Source organism: Lachnoclostridium sp. Marseille-P6806, from assembly GCF_964238185.1.
Taxonomy (GTDB): Bacteria; Bacillota; Clostridia; order Lachnospirales; family Lachnospiraceae; genus Brotaphodocola.
Map to the genome: position 1 here is coordinate 152,602 of NZ_CAXSLG010000001.1, position 18,859 is coordinate 171,460.

18 protein-coding genes, 1 pseudogene and 1 riboswitch are annotated in these 18,859 nt (G+C 47.9%); of the genes and pseudogenes, 1 reads left to right on the forward strand and 18 read right to left on the reverse strand.

Features of this window, described 5'->3' with window-relative positions; translation table 11 throughout:
* Nucleotides 1–293: 293 nt before the first annotated feature.
* From ACESON_RS00645 to rhaB, 14 genes are all read right to left on the reverse strand, one after another.
* Complete coding sequence (locus tag ACESON_RS00645) at nucleotides 294–1,175, reverse strand: YitT family protein (RefSeq protein WP_373107959.1); 882 nt, start codon at nucleotides 1,173–1,175, stop codon at nucleotides 294–296.
* A gap of 36 nt (nucleotides 1,176–1,211) precedes the next feature.
* Nucleotides 1,212–2,288 (reverse strand): 16S rRNA (cytosine(1402)-N(4))-methyltransferase RsmH, encoded by a 1,077-nt coding sequence (gene rsmH / locus ACESON_RS00650; RefSeq protein WP_373107961.1) that lies wholly within the window; start codon nucleotides 2,286–2,288, stop codon nucleotides 1,212–1,214.
* Nucleotides 2,275–3,336: a TRAP transporter substrate-binding protein DctP gene (gene dctP / locus ACESON_RS00655; RefSeq protein WP_373107964.1), complete on the reverse strand. Its 1,062-nt coding sequence runs from the start codon at nucleotides 3,334–3,336 to the stop codon at nucleotides 2,275–2,277. The genes rsmH and dctP overlap by 14 nt, the downstream gene beginning before the upstream one ends.
* Before the next feature lie 60 nt (nucleotides 3,337–3,396).
* A complete protein-coding gene (gene recQ / locus ACESON_RS00660; RefSeq protein WP_373107967.1) occupies nucleotides 3,397–5,271 on the reverse strand; it encodes a DNA helicase RecQ in 1,875 nt (624 codons plus the stop codon).
* A gap of 170 nt (nucleotides 5,272–5,441) precedes the next feature.
* On the reverse strand, nucleotides 5,442–6,668 hold the full coding sequence (tyrS, locus tag ACESON_RS00665) for a tyrosine--tRNA ligase (protein WP_373107969.1): 1,227 nt from the start codon (nucleotides 6,666–6,668) through the stop codon (nucleotides 5,442–5,444).
* Nucleotides 6,669–7,193: 525 nt separating this feature from the next.
* Nucleotides 7,194–7,820 carry an SGNH/GDSL hydrolase family protein gene (locus ACESON_RS00670; RefSeq protein ID WP_373107971.1) on the reverse strand — a complete coding sequence of 209 codons (627 nt, stop codon included), beginning with the start codon at nucleotides 7,818–7,820 and terminating at the stop codon, nucleotides 7,194–7,196.
* Between the two features lie 18 nt (nucleotides 7,821–7,838).
* Nucleotides 7,839–8,519, reverse strand: a complete 681-nt coding sequence (gene yedF / locus ACESON_RS00675; protein WP_373107974.1) for a sulfurtransferase-like selenium metabolism protein YedF — start codon at nucleotides 8,517–8,519, stop codon at nucleotides 7,839–7,841.
* Nucleotides 8,520–8,620: 101 nt separating this feature from the next.
* A complete protein-coding gene (thiD, locus tag ACESON_RS00680) occupies nucleotides 8,621–9,424 on the reverse strand; it encodes a bifunctional hydroxymethylpyrimidine kinase/phosphomethylpyrimidine kinase (protein WP_373107977.1) in 804 nt (267 codons plus the stop codon).
* Nucleotides 9,425–9,604: 180 nt separating this feature from the next.
* Complete coding sequence (thiE, locus tag ACESON_RS00685; RefSeq protein WP_373107978.1) at nucleotides 9,605–10,231, reverse strand: thiamine phosphate synthase; 627 nt, start codon at nucleotides 10,229–10,231, stop codon at nucleotides 9,605–9,607.
* 54 nt (nucleotides 10,232–10,285) lie between these two features.
* Entirely contained in the window at nucleotides 10,286–11,596 is a 1,311-nt protein-coding gene (gene thiC / locus ACESON_RS00690; RefSeq protein WP_373107980.1) for a phosphomethylpyrimidine synthase ThiC, read from the reverse strand.
* 318 nt (nucleotides 11,597–11,914) lie between these two features.
* A riboswitch (TPP riboswitch) is annotated at nucleotides 11,915–12,024 on the reverse strand.
* 51 nt (nucleotides 12,025–12,075) lie between these two features.
* Nucleotides 12,076–12,390: an L-rhamnose mutarotase gene (rhaM, locus tag ACESON_RS00695; protein ID WP_373107982.1), complete on the reverse strand. Its 315-nt coding sequence runs from the start codon at nucleotides 12,388–12,390 to the stop codon at nucleotides 12,076–12,078.
* Nucleotides 12,391–12,403: 13 nt separating this feature from the next.
* The gene (rhaD, locus tag ACESON_RS00700; RefSeq protein ID WP_373107984.1) at nucleotides 12,404–13,228 is read right to left on the reverse strand and encodes a rhamnulose-1-phosphate aldolase; all 825 of its coding nucleotides are present in this window, start codon (nucleotides 13,226–13,228) and stop codon (nucleotides 12,404–12,406) included.
* Nucleotides 13,229–13,294: 66 nt separating this feature from the next.
* On the reverse strand, nucleotides 13,295–14,545 hold the full coding sequence (locus tag ACESON_RS00705; protein ID WP_373107986.1) for an L-rhamnose isomerase: 1,251 nt from the start codon (nucleotides 14,543–14,545) through the stop codon (nucleotides 13,295–13,297).
* 83 nt (nucleotides 14,546–14,628) lie between these two features.
* Complete coding sequence (rhaB, locus tag ACESON_RS00710) at nucleotides 14,629–16,035, reverse strand: rhamnulokinase (RefSeq protein ID WP_373107988.1); 1,407 nt, start codon at nucleotides 16,033–16,035, stop codon at nucleotides 14,629–14,631.
* Nucleotides 16,036–16,269: 234 nt separating this feature from the next.
* Here rhaB and ACESON_RS00715 point away from each other — a divergent pair, with 234 nt between their 5' ends.
* Nucleotides 16,270–17,247 carry an AraC family transcriptional regulator gene (locus ACESON_RS00715; protein ID WP_373107990.1) on the forward strand — a complete coding sequence of 326 codons (978 nt, stop codon included), beginning with the start codon at nucleotides 16,270–16,272 and terminating at the stop codon, nucleotides 17,245–17,247.
* On the opposite strand, the gene ACESON_RS00720 is transcribed toward ACESON_RS00715, so the two are convergent.
* The 4 genes and pseudogenes from ACESON_RS00720 to ACESON_RS00735 all read right to left on the reverse strand — a co-directional run bounded on the left by ACESON_RS00720 (nucleotide 17,198) and on the right by ACESON_RS00735 (nucleotide 18,853).
* Nucleotides 17,198–17,764 (reverse strand): sugar phosphate isomerase/epimerase family protein, encoded by a 567-nt coding sequence (locus ACESON_RS00720; protein WP_373107992.1) that lies wholly within the window; start codon nucleotides 17,762–17,764, stop codon nucleotides 17,198–17,200. The two genes, ACESON_RS00715 and ACESON_RS00720, sit on opposite strands and share 50 nt — an antisense overlap.
* Entirely contained in the window at nucleotides 17,761–18,042 is a 282-nt protein-coding gene (locus tag ACESON_RS00725; RefSeq protein ID WP_373107994.1) for a hypothetical protein, read from the reverse strand. Before ACESON_RS00725 ends, ACESON_RS00720 begins: the two co-directional genes overlap by 4 nt.
* Nucleotides 18,043–18,071: 29 nt before the next feature.
* A pseudogene (locus ACESON_RS00730) lies at nucleotides 18,072–18,389 on the reverse strand (glycoside hydrolase family 88 protein); the annotation flags it as partial.
* Complete coding sequence (locus tag ACESON_RS00735; protein WP_373107997.1) at nucleotides 18,386–18,853, reverse strand: TRAP transporter small permease; 468 nt, start codon at nucleotides 18,851–18,853, stop codon at nucleotides 18,386–18,388. The pseudogene ACESON_RS00730 and the gene ACESON_RS00735, both read right to left, overlap by 4 nt.
* Between the last annotated feature and the right edge of the window lie 6 nt (nucleotides 18,854–18,859).

An 18,859-nucleotide genomic window follows, 5' to 3' on the forward strand; every position in this document is an offset into this window, starting at 1 on the left:
TCTGTTTTCACTAATGTTTTAACAGTTTTACTCAAAATCCATGTTTCAAACGCCTTCCCCATGTCCTTTTATGCAATTTTTTGCATAGATTGCGTTTTATTTTCCGGCGATGCCGCTTGTCCCTGGAATGCAGAGGAAATCTGCCCTTTCAGAACGGTCTGACAATTCCTGTTTTACAGGACGTAATTTCCTATAAAAATAAAAAAACGCGTATAAAACCACGCCTCATTTTATCTGCAGCTGTGATTTTATACACGTTTTCCCTTAGAAGAAGCATTCGCCCCTGTCTCTTTCTATCGATAGCGCTTACTCATAGAAAAGCCCCGACCGCGCACTTCACTGACACGGCTGACTACCATAAAGCTTTCCGGATCAATGTTGTGAATCAGCTTTTCTACCCGGGGCAGCTCCCGATCAGAAATCACACTGAGCAGCAGCTGGGTATCCTGTCTCAGATATCCGCTTTCTGCCGAAAGCATGGTCACCCCCCGATCCAGCTTTTTCAGAATTGCCTCCCGAATCTCCTCCGCCTTCTCGCTTACCACCTTTACCTCTGTTCTTGTTGTTCCCATCAGCATAACCTTATCCAGCACAAGAGTATACGTCAGTACCAGCAGAATTCCATACAGAACCTTCTCCGGCGGGTTATAGACAGCCTGGGCCAGAAGAATGCAAAAATCAAACACATACATACTGACTGATACTGGAATCCGGAAAAAATGGTTCAGCGCCAAAGGGGGAATATCCATTCCTCCCGTGGAAGCGCCTGCGCGAATAACGATTCCCAGGCTGATTCCAATACCAAGTCCGGAAAACACTGTGCATAGCAAAATATCCTCTGTCAGCACCAGATCGCCAAACAGCTTCTGGAACATTCCCAATGCAGCCGGATAAGCAAAGGTACTGATCACTGTAGTTGCTGCAAACTGTCTGCCCAGAATCAGATATCCTGCTATCAGCATAATGACATTAAATACCAGTACAAAGCCGGATACCGGAATGCCAAAGAAATGGTTCACTGCAAGGGCAATTCCCGTGGTTCCTCCCGTTACCAGTCCGGCCGGCATCAAAAACAGCCGCACTGCCAGGGCATACATGGCATTTCCCGCCACAACCAGAACAACCGGCCAGATTTTTTTCGCCAGCTTTCCTGCCGGACTCAACTCTTTTTCCATGTTTTACAAACCGCCTTTCTTTCCCTCTTTCCAGACTCAGTCATCCTGATATTCTGCCCGAATCGCCCACCGCAGCTTGGTAGAGCGGGCTCTGCTGTTGCGGACACATTCCTCGGCCGACGGGCGGATTACTTCCTCTGCAACCTGACTGTACAGCCCTGCTTTCTGATACTGGCGGAAGGATTTTTTCACCATTCTGTCCTCTCCGGAATGGAAGGTGAGAATCGCAGCCCTTCCCCCCGGAGCCAGAATATGAGGCAGCTTATCAAGAAACGCATACAGCACCTCAAACTCGCTATTCACATCAATCCGAAGAGCCTGAAAAGTTCTGGCACATGCTTTTTTCACTGCCTCCTTCCTCTCCTTTTCCGGAAGGAAGCTCAGAGCCTTTTCAATCAGAGCCCGAACCTGAAGGGTGGTTTCTGCCTTTTCGCCCCGGCGGATGGCTCCTGTAATAGTTCTGGCAATTTCCTCTGCATAGGGCTCGTCTGAGTTTTCTATCAGCATCCCGGCCAGTTCCTCCCGATCTATGGTTTTCAGCCGTTCTGCCGCCGAAATTCCAGCCTCAGGATTCAGACGCAGATCAAGAGGCCCGTCTGCCTTGTAGGAAAATCCCCTCTCGGGATTGTCAATCTGCATCGAGGATACTCCCAAATCCGCCAGCACAAAATCAAAAGGCCCTGTTTCCTCAGCCAGCTTGTCAATATCTGCAAAATTCATCTGGCGGACTGTCATAATCTCTTCTCCATACCCCAGATCTGCCAGACGTTTCTTTGTTTTCACAGATTCTATTGGATCCACATCCAGCCCATGCATATGGCCCTGCCCCTTTAACTGTTCCAGCATGGCTCTGGTATGTCCTCCATACCCCAAAGTCGCATCCAGCCCCTTTTGTCCCGGCTGTATCTGAAGAAAATCAAGAATTTCCTTTACCATAATCGAAATATGCATTCCAGCCGGCGTACCGCCTTTCTGAATCACATGCTCAATGGTATCCCCGTATTTTTCCGGGTTCAGCTCCTTGTATTTTTCTTCAAACCTTTTCGGATGAGTTCCCTTGTAGCGGACACGGCGCTTGTGAGGCTGTGTCGTTTGTTCCTTATTCTCTTCCATAAATTTCTCCTTCTTCTTCCTTCTCTCTTCCTGAAGTCTGCATCCGTCCTTCTGCCACAATCCGATCAATCAAGTCCAGATAAGCGCCTCCCTCATAATCAGACCAGACTTCTTCACAGGCCCGTCGAAATGCCTCCATCTCTTCCTCGTTCGGCTGATAAATAACCGCCTGATGCAGCTTAAGCTCCTCTCTGGCTGTTTTCTCCGCCTGATCCCAGAGCTTTTTCTGGTACTCCCAAGATTCCAGAGCTGTCTGGTCAATCATTTCCAGATCCTCAGGACTTAACTTTGAACGAATCACCGTACTCATCACAAGAACATCGGCATTCCTTGTGTGATTGTCCTCCACAAAATACGGCGCTATTTCATCATATCCATCCTGCACATAATTGACAATGGAATTTTCCGCCGCAGTAACGCCGCCCTTCTGCAGTTCTCCCGGAATCTCCCCGTAATCCAGAGCAACCGGGCTGGCGCCCAGGGCCTCTACCATATCCATCATCAAACGGGAATTCTGCACCCTCACCAGCATTCCCTCCATATCCTCAGGGCTGTGAATGGGCTTTTTGCTGTAAAATCCCCTGGCTCCACCGTCGTAATAAGTCAGGCCATACATATGCTGCTCCGCCATAGCCTCTCCGCGAAGGAGCTCCATGCCCACAGCTTCCCTGTGTACCTGACGGAAATGCTCCGTATCCCGGTAAATATAAGGCATGGCAAAGGCATAATAATCTGACACATAGTTGGACATGGTCGGTTCATCTGTCTTTACCATATCAATCCCTCCATACCGGAGCTGCTCCAGGCAGGACGGAGAGTCTCCCAAAACGCCATCGTGATAAACCTCAATCTGGATTCGACCGTCACTGCGCTTTTCCACCTGAGCGGCAAACCAGTCGATTGCTCTGCTGGTACAGCTGCCTGAGGACAGATTATTCGCCAGCGTCAGCGTTACTGTCGGTACTTTTCTTCCTGCGGGCTCTCCCTGACATCCTCCGCTCAATACAGCTGCTACCAAAGCTGCTGCAGCCAGTCTCTTTTTCAACATTTTACCTCGCCTTTCCGTCCTGAACCGTTACTTTTCATTATACTCAGGGGCACTGGCCTGTCAATATATGGTTTTCCTGATCGTTTCCAAAAAACGCAGACCATACCGTTCCAGCTTATACTCGCCTACTCCTGTCACCTGCAGCATTTCTTCCCTGTTTTTCGGCTTTATTCTGCTCATAAATACCAGAGTCTTATCAGAAAACACAATATACGGCGGAACCTTTTCTTCTCTGGCAATCTCCGCCCGCAGTCCCCGCAGGTTCTCAAACAGGTGCTCCTCCTCCTCTGTCAGTACCACAGCTCCAGCCGTTTTCTGTTTTTTCTTCCGCTCTCCGGCCGCTTTCGCCTGTCCGGCAGTTCCTTCCTGCTCTCTGACCCGCTTCATCATGATCGTTTCCTTCGAGGCCTGTCCGGAAAGCAGGACCTCTGACTTTTCCGTCAGCTGCACAATCGCATAGGAATCATTCGTAACTGTCAGATATTCCTGCAAAAGCAGATGATTCATAATCTGCCTGAGGCGTGGCATAGGCACTTTGAAAAGACTTCCGTAAAAAGGATTCTCCTCCATATGGTACTGACGGATTTTTGCCGTATTTGCGCCGTGAACCGTATCCAGAATTACATTGATCCCATAGCGCTGTCTGCAGGCAGACACACATCCTGCTAAAGCCCGGGCCTCTGCCGTCACATCTACTGTTTCAAACTGAGTCAGGCAGTTCTGACAATTTCCGCAATAATTGGAGCCATATTCTCCAAAATACCGCAGAATATAATCCCGCAGACACTCTCTGGTATAACAATAAAAAGTCATCTTCCGCAGACGTTCCCGATCTCGTTCCTGCACCAGCATCCGTGTCATGGGATCCAGCTCCTGATTATCCTGATTGTTTTCAATAAAAAACTGGTTGGTAATCACATCCTGCCCGCTGTAATACAAGATACATTCTGCCGGCTCTCCATCCCGCCCTGCTCGTCCGGCCTCCTGATAGTAGGATTCCAGATTTTTCGGCATTCCGTAATGGAGTACAAAACGGACATTGGATTTGTCAATTCCCATGCCAAAGGCATTGCTTCCCACAAGAATCTGCGCCCGATCATAGAGAAAGTCCTCCTGATTGCGTCTCCTCTCATCGTCTGAAAGTCCAGCATGGTATCGGGTCACAGAAAATCCGTCTGCTCTCAGGCGCTCACAGACCTCCTCTACCTGCTTTCTTGTAAGGCAGTAAATAATGCCGCTGTCTCCTGGATGGGTTTCCAGATAATTGCGGACAGCTCCATACCGATCCTTCGGAGCCGCCACACCGAAATAAAGATTTTCCCGATTAAACCCTGTTGTCACCACCACTGGCTTCTGCAGCTGCAGAATATCAATCATATCGTCCCGTACATCCTTTGTAGCTGTTGCCGTAAAAGCTCCAACCACTGGTCTTTTGGGAAGGCGGTTTATAAAATCCACAATCTTCAGATAGCTGGGCCTGAAATCCTGCCCCCACTGAGAAACGCAGTGAGCCTCATCTACTGCCACCATGGAAATTTTTGTATGAAGGGCAAAATCCAGAAAGCTATCCGTCAAAAGCCGTTCCGGCGCCACATAAATGATCGGATAACGCCCCATTCGGGCAAATTCCAAAGCCTTATAATACTGCCGCGCTGTGAGCGAGCTGTTTAAATAAGCCGCATGAATCCCGGCCTGATTCAGTCCCTCTACCTGATCCTTCATCAGAGAAATCAGGGGAGAAATTACCAGGGTAATTCCTTCAAGCATCAGTGCCGGAACCTGGTAAACAAGGGATTTTCCCGCCCCTGTAGGCATGATCCCCAGCGTGTCCCTTCCCTCTAATATACTGTCAATCAGCTCCTCCTGCCCCTGCCGGAAGCTGTCATATCCAAAAACCTGCTTCAGTACCTGGTACTTATCTGAAAATCGTTCCATTCCTATCCTCTTTGCTGTTTTATCGCAACCGTTCAGCCATGCATCTTACTGCCCGCCTCCAGCGGACAGGAGGCATCCAGTGTCTGCCCTATGAAACCTCCGTTTTATCGTTTTCTGACATACAAAACGGCAGCAGTTCTCTGCCGCCGTTTGCAGTCACAGTACGCTCTTTACTCTACTGTCACCTTCATAAAATTCTTTTTGCCGCGTTTTACAACCATTCCCTCACCGGCAAAATCATCCTTGCCAAAGGATGCCTTAATATCCTTAATCTGCTGTCCGTTTACGGAAACACCGCCCTGCTCCACATTTCTTCTTGCCTCAGAACGGCTTGCTGCCAGACCGGATTTCTGCAGAACTGCCAGAAGATCGATGGCTCCGTCTGTGAAATCCTCATCCTTTAATGCAAAGCTCGGCATATTCTCCAGGCTTCCCTGACCGCTGAACAGAGCACGGGCAGCTGACTGTGCTTTCTCAGCTTCTTCTTCACTGTGTACCAGCTTGGTCAGCTCGTAAGCCAGAATCTCTTTTGCAGTGTTTAACTGGCTTCCTTCCCATTTATCCATTTCATCAATCTGCTCCAGCGGAAGGAAGGTCAGCATCCGCAGGCATTTCAGAACGTCTGCATCTGCTACATTTCTCCAGTACTGGTAGAACTCGAAAGGACTTGTCTTATTGGGATCCAGCCATACAGCGCCGGACTGAGTCTTGCCCATCTTCTTGCCTTCGGAATTTAAAAGCAGGGTAATGGTCATCGCATGAGCATCCTTGCCCAGCTTGCGGCGAATCAGCTCTGTACCGCCCAGCATGTTGCTCCACTGATCGTCACCGCCGAACTGCATATTACAGCCGTATTTCTGGAACAGCATATAGAAGTCATAGCTCTGCATGATCATGTAGTTAAACTCTAAGAAGCTCAGTCCCTTTTCCATACGCTGCTTGTAGCACTCTGCCCTCAGCATGTTATTTACAGAAAAGCATGCGCCTACCTCGCGAAGCAGCTCCACATAATTCAGCTTCAGCAGCCAATCTGCATTGTTTACCATCAGAGCCTTGTCATCACTGAAATCAATAAATTTGCTCATCTGTACCTTAAAGCAGTCGCAGTTGTGCTGAATCATTTCCGGAGTCATCATCTGACGCATATCGGTACGTCCGGAAGGATCTCCAATCATTCCAGTTCCGCCGCCAATCAGAGCGATCGGCTTATTTCCTGCCATCTGCAGACGCTTCATCAGACAAAGAGCCATGAAATGACCAACATGCAGGCTGTCTGCTGTCGGATCAAAGCCGATATAGAAGGTTGCCTTTCCCTCATTTACCATTTTTTTGATTTCTTCTTCATTTGTAACCTGGGCAATCAGACCACGGGCTACCAGCTCGTCATAACAATTCATGTTTGTTTCCTCTCTTTCATTTCGTATCTGTATTGTTCTTGCGGGATCAGGGTCTTCTTAATGGTGAAACAAGTAGGACGTAATTTCCTATGAACTGAAAAAGTCCCCGTCCCTTTGCTGTTTCAAAAGGACGAGGACACTGTTCCCCGTGTTACCACCTTTATTCGCAGACGGTTTTCACCGACTGCCTCATGGAGCACTCCATCAGAAAACCGCCAGCCTCTGCAGCTTCTGAAATGAGCTCTGCTGACCGCTTCCTCGCGGATATGTTCCGGCACAATAACGGATGCCTCTGACCGTCACAGCCTACTGATTGGCAAAATCTCTGCAAGTCCTGCCTCTGTTCGGTGTGAAGCTCCAGGATGTATTCACAAGCTGTCCTCCACGCGCCTCTCATCTTCCGGCTGCTTTCTGTGTGGGGTCTCAGACTGCTACTTCTTCCCTTCATCGCCTGATAGCATATAAATAGATCTGCTGTTACGGGAAATTATAGCGGCGGGAGGAGGAAATGTCAAGGGTTTTCCCTCACTCAAATTCCGCCCGCACCATCTCACACAGTTTTTCAGCCAGAGCCCGGTGAGAAGCCGCATCCATATGAAGCTGGTCAGAGCCTGGTGAGGCAACGGAGGCCGCATCCAGATACAGGCAGCCCTGGCGCTCTGCCACTGCCCGAAAGCAGGGGGCCAGCTGAGAAGCCAGCTCCACAGATGTCTGATCAAAGCTCTCAAAGGGACAATTTTCCAGATCTTCTCCAATTAAAATCGGTGATACCAGAAGAATTTTCGGCGCCTTCCCGCCCCGGTAATCGTATTCCTTGATCATGCGGCAGAGACACTCTGCCCCTTTGGCAACCAACTCCGGAGACAGATGAAAGTTCAGCTTACAGTCATTGGTTCCCAGGCTTACAATCACCAAATCCAGCGGCATATGGCTTTGAAGGGCAATCGGAAGCGCCATTTTTCCACAGCGGTTTGGCTCAAAGGGATCGTCGTGAACCGTTGTGCGTCCTCCCATGCCTTCTTCTATCACATAATATTGTTCTCCCAACAGTTCTTGCAAAACGCCGGTCCATCTGACATTTCTTCTGTGACGTCCGCCTGCCGGGTTGGAACCAAAGGTATTCGAATCTCCAAAACATAAAATAGAAATCATCTGTCTGCCCTCCTCTTCTTATGGCTTAAGAATCTTTTCTGCCTTTGCCATCAGCTCCACAATGGTGTACATATTCGTTACTTCGCCCACCTTCAGAAGATCTTTTCTGTCATAAAAATCAAGACAGGTTCCGCAGGAGTAAATCTTTACGCCCTGTTCTTCCATTGCCTTTAAATCTTCCAGAGATTCCGAGCCTTCTGTTGTCAGCATTACGCCTCCATTGTAGAAAAGAATGGTCTCAGGAAGGGTATCCATCTGACTGAGGGCATACAGAAATCCCTTCATTAAAATCTTCCCCAGTGCCGGATCCCCTTCTCCCATCGTATCCGATGCGACAGCCACCAGATAAGATTTTTCTGCCGGACTGCCTCCAATTCCACAGAAGATTCCGTGAAACGGATCTGCAGTGCCGGCCTGAGAAACACCAGTATCTCCAGCCAGCGCCCCTGTTGTTTCACGACCGCCTCCTGCTTCTCCTGCTGTAATTTCCACTACAAAATGCTTTGCCTCCAGCTGTCTGTCTACAGAGCTGCACTGCATATTAGATGCCAGCTTTCGCAGATTCTGAACCGCAATATCATTGTCTACATGAACCTCAATCACGTCTCCTGGCATGGCTTTGTCCAAAGCCTTTTTCGCTTTTACAACCGGCACAGGGCACTTATCCCCCAGACTGTCTACCACATATTTTTCACTCATATCAAGACCTCTTCTTTCTGCGGATTCCATCCTGTCAGGCATTTAGAGTTTTGCTCCGCATTTCTGCTCTTTTTCCACTGGATTCCGCTTTTCCAATCTGTCTATGAGTATACCGCAGAATTCACCATAAAGCAATGATCCAGGGGGCCGTTTCCCTTTCCCAGATCCAGCCCGGATGCAAGAGCTCCTGTCAAATATGTTTTTGCCGCGCGGACACTCTCCTCAACACTTTTTCCCATGGCGAGCCCGCATGCAATCGCGCTGGAAAGGGTACAGCCTGTTCCATGGGTATTCATGCTGTCAATACGCTTTTCTCGGAACCAAATAAGCCTTCCATTCTGATAAAGCACATCGTTGGCCTCTGCCACCTGATGTCCTCCCTTTACAAGAACTGCGCCGCCGTACTTCTCTCCAATGCCCCGGGCTGCCTCCTCCATCTGCTTTTCATTTTCAATGCTTCTTCCCCAGAGAATTTCTGCCTCCGGAATATTCGGTGTCATAACAGCTGCCAGAGGAAGCAGCCTTTCCGCCAGCGCATCCATGGCATCCTCCGCCAGAAGACGACTTCCACTGGTAGATACCATGACTGGATCCAGGACAATATTTTTCGCCTGATATTCCTCCAGTTTATCGCCAATTACCCCTATCATTTTTTTCTGGGAAACCATTCCGATTTTAACTGCATCCGGAAAAATATCCTGAAAAACACAGTCCATCTGACTGGCTGTAAATGCAGGATCCACGTCGAAAATACCGGACACACCCATGGTATTCTGCGCTGTTAATGCTGTGATAACGCTCATTCCATAAAGCCCCAGGGCCGTCATAGTCTTTAAATCAGCCTGAATTCCGGCTCCTCCGCTGGAATCTGATCCAGCGATAGTCAGCACAGTTTTTCTGGTCATTTTTCTTCCTCCTCTATTTCGTAATCTGCCCGTAACTATTCCGGACGGCGTAAGAACTGGAAGAAAAATCCGTGTCAAGCTTGCTTGTAAGCGGGTCTTTCTTCCAGTTCTCACATCGGAGGAATCTCCGATGCTTCTTGTTCGGCTTTGCCGGACAAGAAGATGCCCCGTCCTGAACTGTTACAAAATTTCCTCTACTGCACTTCTCAATTCAGCTGTTGCTTTTTTAATATCCTCTGCTCCAAAAATACCAGATACTACAGCGGCTCCTGCAATGCCGGTTCCCTTCAGCTGACGGATATTCCCCTTGTGAATTCCTCCGATTGCCACTACAGGAATCGATACAGAAGCAGTGATCTCCTTCAGCCTCTCCATAGTCATAGGAAGGGCCTCCCTCTTTGTGGAGGAGCCAAAAACTGCGCCGGATCCAAGATAATCTGCCCCGGCCTTCTCTGCCCTCCTTGCCTGCTCCACTGTCTTTGCAGTGACACCCAGGATTTTGTCAGGGCCCAGAAGGCGGCGTACACAGGCTGCATCCATGTCCTCCTGACCAATGTGAACTCCCGCTGCATCACAGGCGAGAGCTACCTTCACATTATCGTTAATAATCAGAGGAACCCCATAGGAATCTGTCAAAGCCTTTATCTGCCTTGCCTCTTCTAAAAATGCATCGTCATCCAGCTTCTTTTCTCTTAACTGCACCAGAGTGACCCCTGCCTGCAAAGCCTCCTCCAGCTGACAGAACAGAGATTTTTCTCCTGTCCAGGTCCGATCTGTTACTGCATACACCCTCAAATCCAGCTTCATATCTTCTCTCCATTTTTCATTCAAATTTTCTGCCCTTTCAAGCTGAAAACTTTATCATTCATCATAAATATTAACAATTTCTCCATCCAGAATCCGGTTCATATTTTTCACTGCACAGAAATTTCCACACATGGAACAGGTGTCCTCTTTTTCCGGCTTTGCAGATGCCCGGTAAGCCCTGGCCTTTTCCGGATCAATAGAAAGCCGGAACATTTCTTCCCAGTCCAGCTTCTTCCGTGCCGTACTCATAGCCTTATCCCATTCCTTTGCGCCCTTGATTCCTTTTGCAATATCTGCTGCATGGGCTGCAATTTTTGATGCAATAATTCCCTCTTTCACGTCATTGACATCCGGAAGACGCAGGTGCTCTGCCGGAGTTACATAGCAGAGGAAAGAGGCTCCTGCTGCGGCTGCAATCGCTCCGCCAATCGCTGCTGTAATGTGATCATATCCCGGTGCAATGTCCGTTACCAGAGGTCCCAGTACATAGAAAGGAGCACCCTTGCAGACTGTCTGCTGAATCTTCATATTGGCAGCAATCTGATCCAAAGGCATATGTCCCGGCCCTTCAATCATAACCTGTACATCCTTTTCCCAGGCCCGTCTTGTCAGCTCTGCCAAAGTAATTAACTCCTCCATCTGGGAAATATCAGAGGCGTCCTCCAGACATCCCGGACGGCATGCATCTCCCAGACTCAGCGTCACATCATACTCTCTGCAGATATCGAGAATTCTCTCATAATGCTCATAGAAAGGATTCTCCTCCCCTGTCATTTCCATCCAGGCAAAAATAATAGAGCCGCCGCGGGAAACAATGTTAGTCAGACGCTTCGCATCCTTAAAACGCTTTGCTGTATTCCGATTGATTCCCACATGAATGGTCATAAAATCCACACCGTCCTGGGCATGCATTTCCACAATCTTAATCCATTCCTCTGAGGTAATTTCTTTAAGCGGCTTATGATAATAAACAACAGCATCATAAATCGGAACGGTTCCAATCATGGCAGGACACTCTGCGGTCAGCTTTCTGCGGAACTTCTGTGTATCACCAAAGGAGCTGAGATCCATAATGGATTCTGCCCCCATATTTACCGCATCTCTCACCTTTTCCAGCTCCATATCAATATCCTTCCAGTCTCTGGAAGTGCCGAGATTCACGTTAATTTTTGTCTTCAGCATAGAACCAATGGCATTGGGAACAATACTTGTATGCAGCTTGTTGCAGGGGATAATTGCCTTTCCCTCTGCAATCAGAGCCCTCAGCTTTTCTGGCGCCATCTGCTCCTTTTTTGCTGCTGCTTCCATTTCCTTTGTAATGATTCCCTTTCTTGCAGCGTCCATCTGTGTTGTGTATTCTCTCATAGATTTCCTCCTTTTTACGCGTCCTGAAAGGGGCTGTATCTGTCGAATGAGCCTTTAAATAATATAGAAAAACAAGAAAGAAACTCGCTCGCGAGCTTCTCCGCCTGCGGCGGGTCGCTTCTGCGACAAAATTCTCTACCGCCGCATGGCGATCCTCGCGGAGCGTTTTTGTTTCATAGGACGTAATTTCCTATGAAACAAAAAACGGCGTTTTCTGTAAGGCCTTTACGCTTACAAAAAAACGCCGCTTTCTCTCTGTTTTCGATCAGCCCGGATGCACTTTCGCATCCCGAATCCGGTCTGTCAACGGTCTGCATTCTGTATCCAGCATGAAATCCCTACGTTGGCATTACCCAAATCAGGTACAATTGGTCGAAGTTCGATTACTTCCTCTCAGCCTGCTCCTACAAGCTCCCTTATCTACGCATATTTATTCTTCTACAGAATAACACCAAAAAGGAAATCTGTCCAGTATTTCCTCAATCCAGATGAAATACAGGGCTTAAATCCACACAAACAGGGCTGTTGTCCGGATTGGTTTCCATAATATCAGCCATAAAATCCCACCATTTCCGGTTAATGGCCGTATCAGCAGAGGCAGCCCAACGCTCCTCATCCTCTACCTCCAGATATCCGTACAGCACATGGGTTTCCCGATCCAGATAAATGGAATAATTGTGTCCGCCGTACTCGTGAATCATATCCCGCATTTCCGGCCAGAGCTGATTATGACGCTTCTCATATTCCTCTTCCATGCCTGGATAAAGAAACATTTTAAATCCTTTTCTTACCATTTTTCGTCACCTCTTATTTCTCATACAGGAATTTCTCTGGCAGAGTTACTCGGAAATCCTTTGCCAGATCCCGGAAGTTCTGGGGTGTAATAGTCTGAAGCTTATTCGGCTGCATAGACAGCATTTTTACCAGAATCTCAGCAGATTTTTCTACGGTATGCATCAGTCCGAAGGTCAAATCAAAATCCTCTCCTGCTGCAAACATTCCATGATGAGCCCAGATTGCCACATCATATTTTTTCATAAGCTCACTGGTAGCTACGGCAATGTCGCGTCCGCCGGGAACCATCCAGGGCACTACACCGATTCCGTCCGGGAAAACAACAGGACACTCGGTTGCCATTTCCCAAAGCTCTCTGGTAAACACCTCATCAGACAGAGGAAGAACAAAGGTCAGAGCAATCACATTGGTTGTGTGAGCGTGATAAATCACACGGTATTTTCCGTCGGTTGCCTGCTTCTTTACTTCGTGATTCATCAGATGAGAAGGCAGCTCACTGGTAGGACGTCCGCCGTTTTTCAGTCCCCAGACAATCCGATAGGATTCTCCCTTTTCATCTACCTCAATCATGCAGATGGAATCCTCCGGGTTAATGATAACGTTTCTGAAATATTTTCCACTTCCGGTTACAAGAAAATACTCTCCAGCCAGTCCAGGCACTGAGGTGCCGATGGGCTGCCACGGTCCGGGATTAAAATTCTCTCTGACACTGTCTGCCTCCTCCGGCTTTACGCGGTAAGACAGATTTCCGCCGTTTCTCTCATGCCATCCCTGCTCCCATCCATCATTTGCCATGCGGATAAATCCCTGTACAAACTCTGCATCTAAAAATTTCATACTTGTTATTTCCTCCTTCTCCCTTTCTGCCGGGGACTCTTTCTCGTTTCTTCTATTCTCTTTTCATTATTTCCGTACTGACAGTACGTCCTTTTCATATTTCTCAATCTCTTCAAACATCTGGCTGTCCACAGCTACCTGGCAGCGGCGGCAGTATTCTTCCCAAACCTCTCCCAGCGGGTACATTTTCAGGTTCTCCTGCATTACCATCAGCTCTGTCATACGGTTCTCCTCCTGCAGTCTGCGAAGCTCTGCATACGGAGTGCACAAAGCAGAAAGCAGAGCCTTCTGGAAGCTGCGGAAACCAACTGCCCATGCAGAAATCCGGTTAATGCTGGCATCAAAATAATCCAGTGCAATATATACCCGATCCAGAGCGTCATTGCGGACAATCTCCTTGGCAATCTCTCTTGTTTCATCATCGTAAAGAACAACATGATCACTGTCCCAGCGAACCGGTCTTGTTACATGAAGAGCAATTTCCGGGAAGAAGCACAGCAGAGCCGGAATCTTGTCAGATACCATCTCTGTGGGATGATAATGACCGTTATCCATCAGCGGAAGCACACCGTCATGGGTTGCAGCAAAGCTTAATGCAAACTCTGCGGAACCAGCAGTATAGGACTCTACTCCAATGCCGAATACCTTGGATTCCACACAGGGCTTTACCAGGTTTTTATCAAATGGCTGAGACAGAATCTGCTCAATAGAATCCTTATAGCGCAGTCTCGGTCCCATTCTGTCTGCCGGAATATCCTTGTATCCGTCTCCGGTCCAGATATTCATTACACAGGGAACACCTGTCTCTTTTGCAAAATATTCAGAAATCCGGATACATGCCTTGCCATGCTCAATCCAGAATTTTCTCGTTTCCTCGTCTGGACTGCTTAAAGTCAGACCATCCTTTACCTTCGGGTGAGAGAAAAAGGTGGGGTTAAAATCAATGCCCATCTGATGCTTTTTTGCAAACTCTACCCATTTTTCAAAATGCTTCGGTTCCAGCTTGTCACGATCCACTTCCTGGCCCGGCCCAAAAACAGCATAGCTGGCATGAAGGTTCAGTTTCTTTTTTCCCGGCATCAGGCTCAGAGCCTGCTCCATATCTGCCATCAGCTCCTGAGGAGTTCTCGCCTTTCCCGGATAGTTTCCTGTAGTCTGAATGCCTCCGGTCAGAGGACCGTCCTGATCAAAGCCCTTTACATCATCGCCCTGCCAGCAATGAAGGGATACGGGAATCTTCATCATCTTTTCAATTACTGCCTCTGTGTCCACACCTGCCAGACGGTATTTTTCTCTGGCTGCTTCATAATGATTCATTTTTGTCTCCTTTCGCATGCTTTCTTTTTTCATCTGTCATGCTTCTTTTTTCATCTATTTTCAGTTCCCTAAATGATGCTTCTTCAGCCCTTCTGATACTCACGAATGGGGAAGGATTCTGCCACACAGGCTCTTGCCTGCATAAGCCGTGCAAATTCTCCTTTTCCTATCATCTGAGCCATCAGATTTCCTATTGCCGTTGCTTCCGATGGTCCTGCCAGCACCTGGCGTCCTGACTGACTGGCAGTCAGTCTGTTTAAATAATCGGCATTGGCCCCGCCACCTACAATGTGAATGGTATCATAGTACTCTCCCGTCAGCTGCTCAATCTCCTGAACGATCTCCCCATAGCACTTCGCCAAACTCTGATAGATGACTGCTGCCAATTCTCCTGTTGTTTCCGGAACTCTCTGTCCCGATTTTTCGCAATACTGGCGCACGGCCTCTGTCATACTTTCCGGAGCCAGAAATTCCTGTGCATTTACAAATACCCGGGACGGAAAATCACTGCATTCATCCGCCATTTCACAGAGCTGAGCGAAAGAATACTGATCCTTTTCTTCATGGCGGACAGACTGAATCATCCACAGTCCCATAATGTTTTTCAGATACCGGTATCGGAAATCATATCCGCCCTCATTGGTAAAATTCTTCTGACGGCTTTCCTCTGTGCAGATGGCCTTTTTATTTTCCGTTCCCATTAAAGACCAGGTGCCGGAGCTGATGTACAGGCAGTTATCCTCCTGACACGGAACTGCCATAACAGCAGAAGCCGTATCGTGGGTAGCAGGAAGTACAACCTGACAGGAAAATCCCACTTCTTTTTCGATTTCCTTTGTAAAAACGCCCACCTGAGTTCCCGGCTGGCTCAAAGGCAGAAACATCTCTCTGGGATAACCAAGACGGCTTATCACCTCATCATCCCAGTCCTTTGTCTCTGCATTCACCAGCTGCGTGCTGGTTGCATTGGTATATTCCGAACGCTTCTCTCCGGTCAGCAGAAAATGAAAATAATCCGGCAGCATCAGAAAGGTTCTTGCCTGTTCAAGATATTCCGGATGCGCCTTTTTTACTGCCATCAGCTGGAATACCGTATTAAAGATCTGCTTCTGAATTCCGGTTCTCTGATACAGCTCCTTTTCCGGAATCAGGCGGTAAACCTCCTCGTCCATTCCTGCTGTACGGCTGTCCCGGTATCCAAAGGTATCTCCCAGTATCTGATCCTGCTCATCCAAAAGCACATAATCCACTGCCCAGGTATCAATTCCCATAGAAACAGGAATCTTGCCAAGCTCTCCACAGCGCCGGATTCCTGTCTTGATTTCCTGAAACAGCACAGGAATATCCCAGCACAGTCCCTCTTTCGTCTGCTTCATCCCGTTTTCAAAACGGTAAATCTCCTCTAGTACCAGCCGTCCCTTTTCCAGATGGCCCAGCATATGTCTTCCGCTGGATGCGCCAATGTCAACGGCAAGAAAATATGGACTCATGTTGCCCCTCCTCCTAAATTTCTTATGACTGAACTGTTATTTATTTTATAAAAAAAATCCTCTCCCTAAAAGCACACCGTTTGATGAAAGATCTGTCCTTATTTGCAAATCTTTAAAAATATGATATGATAGCAGGAAAGAAGCTCTCTGCCTGGCAGCCTTTTTTCTCTGGCGCGCAGTTCGCTTCCCTGGCTGCCAAAAAATACCCTGCAGACGAAAAAAGGAGGAACGATTATGAATCAGCAGCTGATCCGTGAATTAAGCCAGATCACAGAAGAAGAACAGCGTATTTTAGACGGAGATCCATCCATTGATCCCGCCATCTACTCCGATTCCCCCGCCTTTGTCATTGACAGCCGGAAAATGCTCCAGAAGGGAAAGCTGATTCAGGTTCGCCCACACACTCGTTTTGTCCATTTTCCCAGGCATACACACAATTATGTGGAAATGATTTATATGTGTTCCGGTCAGACTGTTCATGTAATCAACGGCTCGAAAATCGTCCTTCGCACCGGAGAACTGCTGATTTTAAACCAGCATGCTACCCAGGAAATCTTACCCGCCTCAGCAGAAGATATTGCCGTAAATTTTATTATTCTTCCTGAATTTTTTGATCAGACTCTGGCCATGCTTGGCTCTGAGCCAAGCATGCTTCGGGACTTTGTTAGCGGCTGTCTTCAGTCCGCAGACTCTCCTGTTTCCTACCTTCACTTTCAGGTATCCGGGATTCTTCCTGTTCAGAATCTTGTGGAAAATCTTGTCTGGACCATTACCCATGAGCTCCAGAATAAACGGCTCATGAACCAGATTACCATGGGGCTTTTATTTCTTCAGCTTTTAAACCATATGGACAAAATCCAGACTGGTCAGAATTCCTTTGAGCAGGAGCTTTTGATGAATGTTCTCCAGTATGTAGAGGAACACTACCGGGACGGCTCTCTCACTGCCCTGTCCAACCATTTAAACTGTGAATTCACCTGGCTTTCCAAAACGATTTTAAAGCTTTCCGGCTATACCTACACAGATCTGGTTCAAAAAAAGCGGCTGGAGCAGGCCTGCTTTCTCCTGCGCACCACCGCTTTGTCTGTCACCGATATCAGTCTTGCCGTAGGCTATGATAATTTCAGTTATTTTCACCGGATTTTTCGGAAAACGGTTGGCCTTACTCCCGGCGCTTACCGGAAAAGTCAGGGCCTCCCAGACTCCTCATAAAGGCGATGTCCTCTTTTGCAAACAGCAGGTTCATTTCTTCTCTTAAAAGATAAATTTCCCTCTTCTGCTTTTCCAGCCATCTGCTGATGGCAGTATAATCCATCACGCCGGCGCCCAGAGCTTCCGGCTGATAGATTTTCCTCCCATCCAAGCTGAAATCCTTAATATGCATCACATCTACAAAATCGCCCACAGCCTCCAGCCACTGGGTCCAATAAGCGCCCTGAAAGGTTTTCTCCGGATGCTTCAGCAAATTTGAAGCATCAAAAATGATTCTAAGATGAGCCGCATCTCCGACTTTTTCCAGAACCTCCATCGTGGTTTCCAAATTCTCCAGAGGATGCCAACAGACTGGCTCAATCGCCAGGGGCATATCTACGCGAACTGCCTCCTCCACACCCCGGAGAATGCTGTCCATCATAAATGGCTTCCACTGCTTCCTCAGTTCCCAGTTCAGCCGGGGATAGGCTGTTTCCGTTCCTACTACGTGTGCTCCCAGCTCCTTTGCCCAGGTCATGCTTTTTTCAGCGTATCTACTGCATAGCTGCGGACCTCCTCATCTGGATTTCCCAAATCCATATAGCAGCCAAAGACTGCAATATCAATCTTCTGCTTTTCAAAAGACCTCCGGATCTGCTCCAGCTTTTCCGCAGTAATATCTTCATAACCTCCTATGCCCAGAAAGGCCTTGGGAAGGGCCAGCTGAGCAGCCTCATACTCCTCGTCATGAAGCAGTCCGTCCAGTTCCCCGATTTCTCTCCGGCCAAAATCATGGGCGCGTACCCCTATTTTCATCACAATTCTCCTTTTTACATTCCCAGGCCTTCTGCCAGAGTCAGAAGAGGAGTGGTCGTATTGATATTTTTGGATGGCAGACCTTCCCGGATATTGTCCTCAAACCAGTGATACAGGAAATCCCGGTACTCCTGATTGTTCTTTACCTTCATAATCTTTAACAGCCCGTAAAGACCTACTCCCTGGGGCCAGTCCCACTCTTTAATCCCAAAATCTCTGCGGAAAAAACCAATTTTTTCTCCGCCGGCCTCCAGCTCCTTTTCATCCTCCGGACCGCCCAGATTCATCAGCTTCTGGATCACCAGATCCAGCTTTTTCTCCAGTTCTGCCTGATTAATTCCTTTCATTTTTTCCTCCTTCTCTGTTTCAGAGAATTTCTCAAACGTTCAATCCTATAGCATACCATCAAAACACCGCTGACCGGTACGCCTGCGTAGTAAAGCTGCATAGGCATATGCATAGCCGGTGAAATCTGTCCTGCAGAGTTCATCGTTACCATCCAGCCGCCTGCAACCATTACAAAAACGCTGAGAACCAAAATCAATGCTTCAATAAATATGTTTGTCATTGCTTTTCCCTTCGGCGAAAAATACTTCACCGCAATATTAATGGACAGATGCTTATCTTTTCCGTAAGCATACGGCACACCCAGCATGGTAGTCCAAATCAGAAGATAACGCAGCAGCTCCTCCGTATATTTACTGGGATTATTTAACACAAACCGGGTAATAACCTGCCAGATACATCCAAGCACCATGACTGCTACTAAAAGTCCCAGCACTGTTTCCAGAATTTTATTTAACGTCTTCATTCCGTA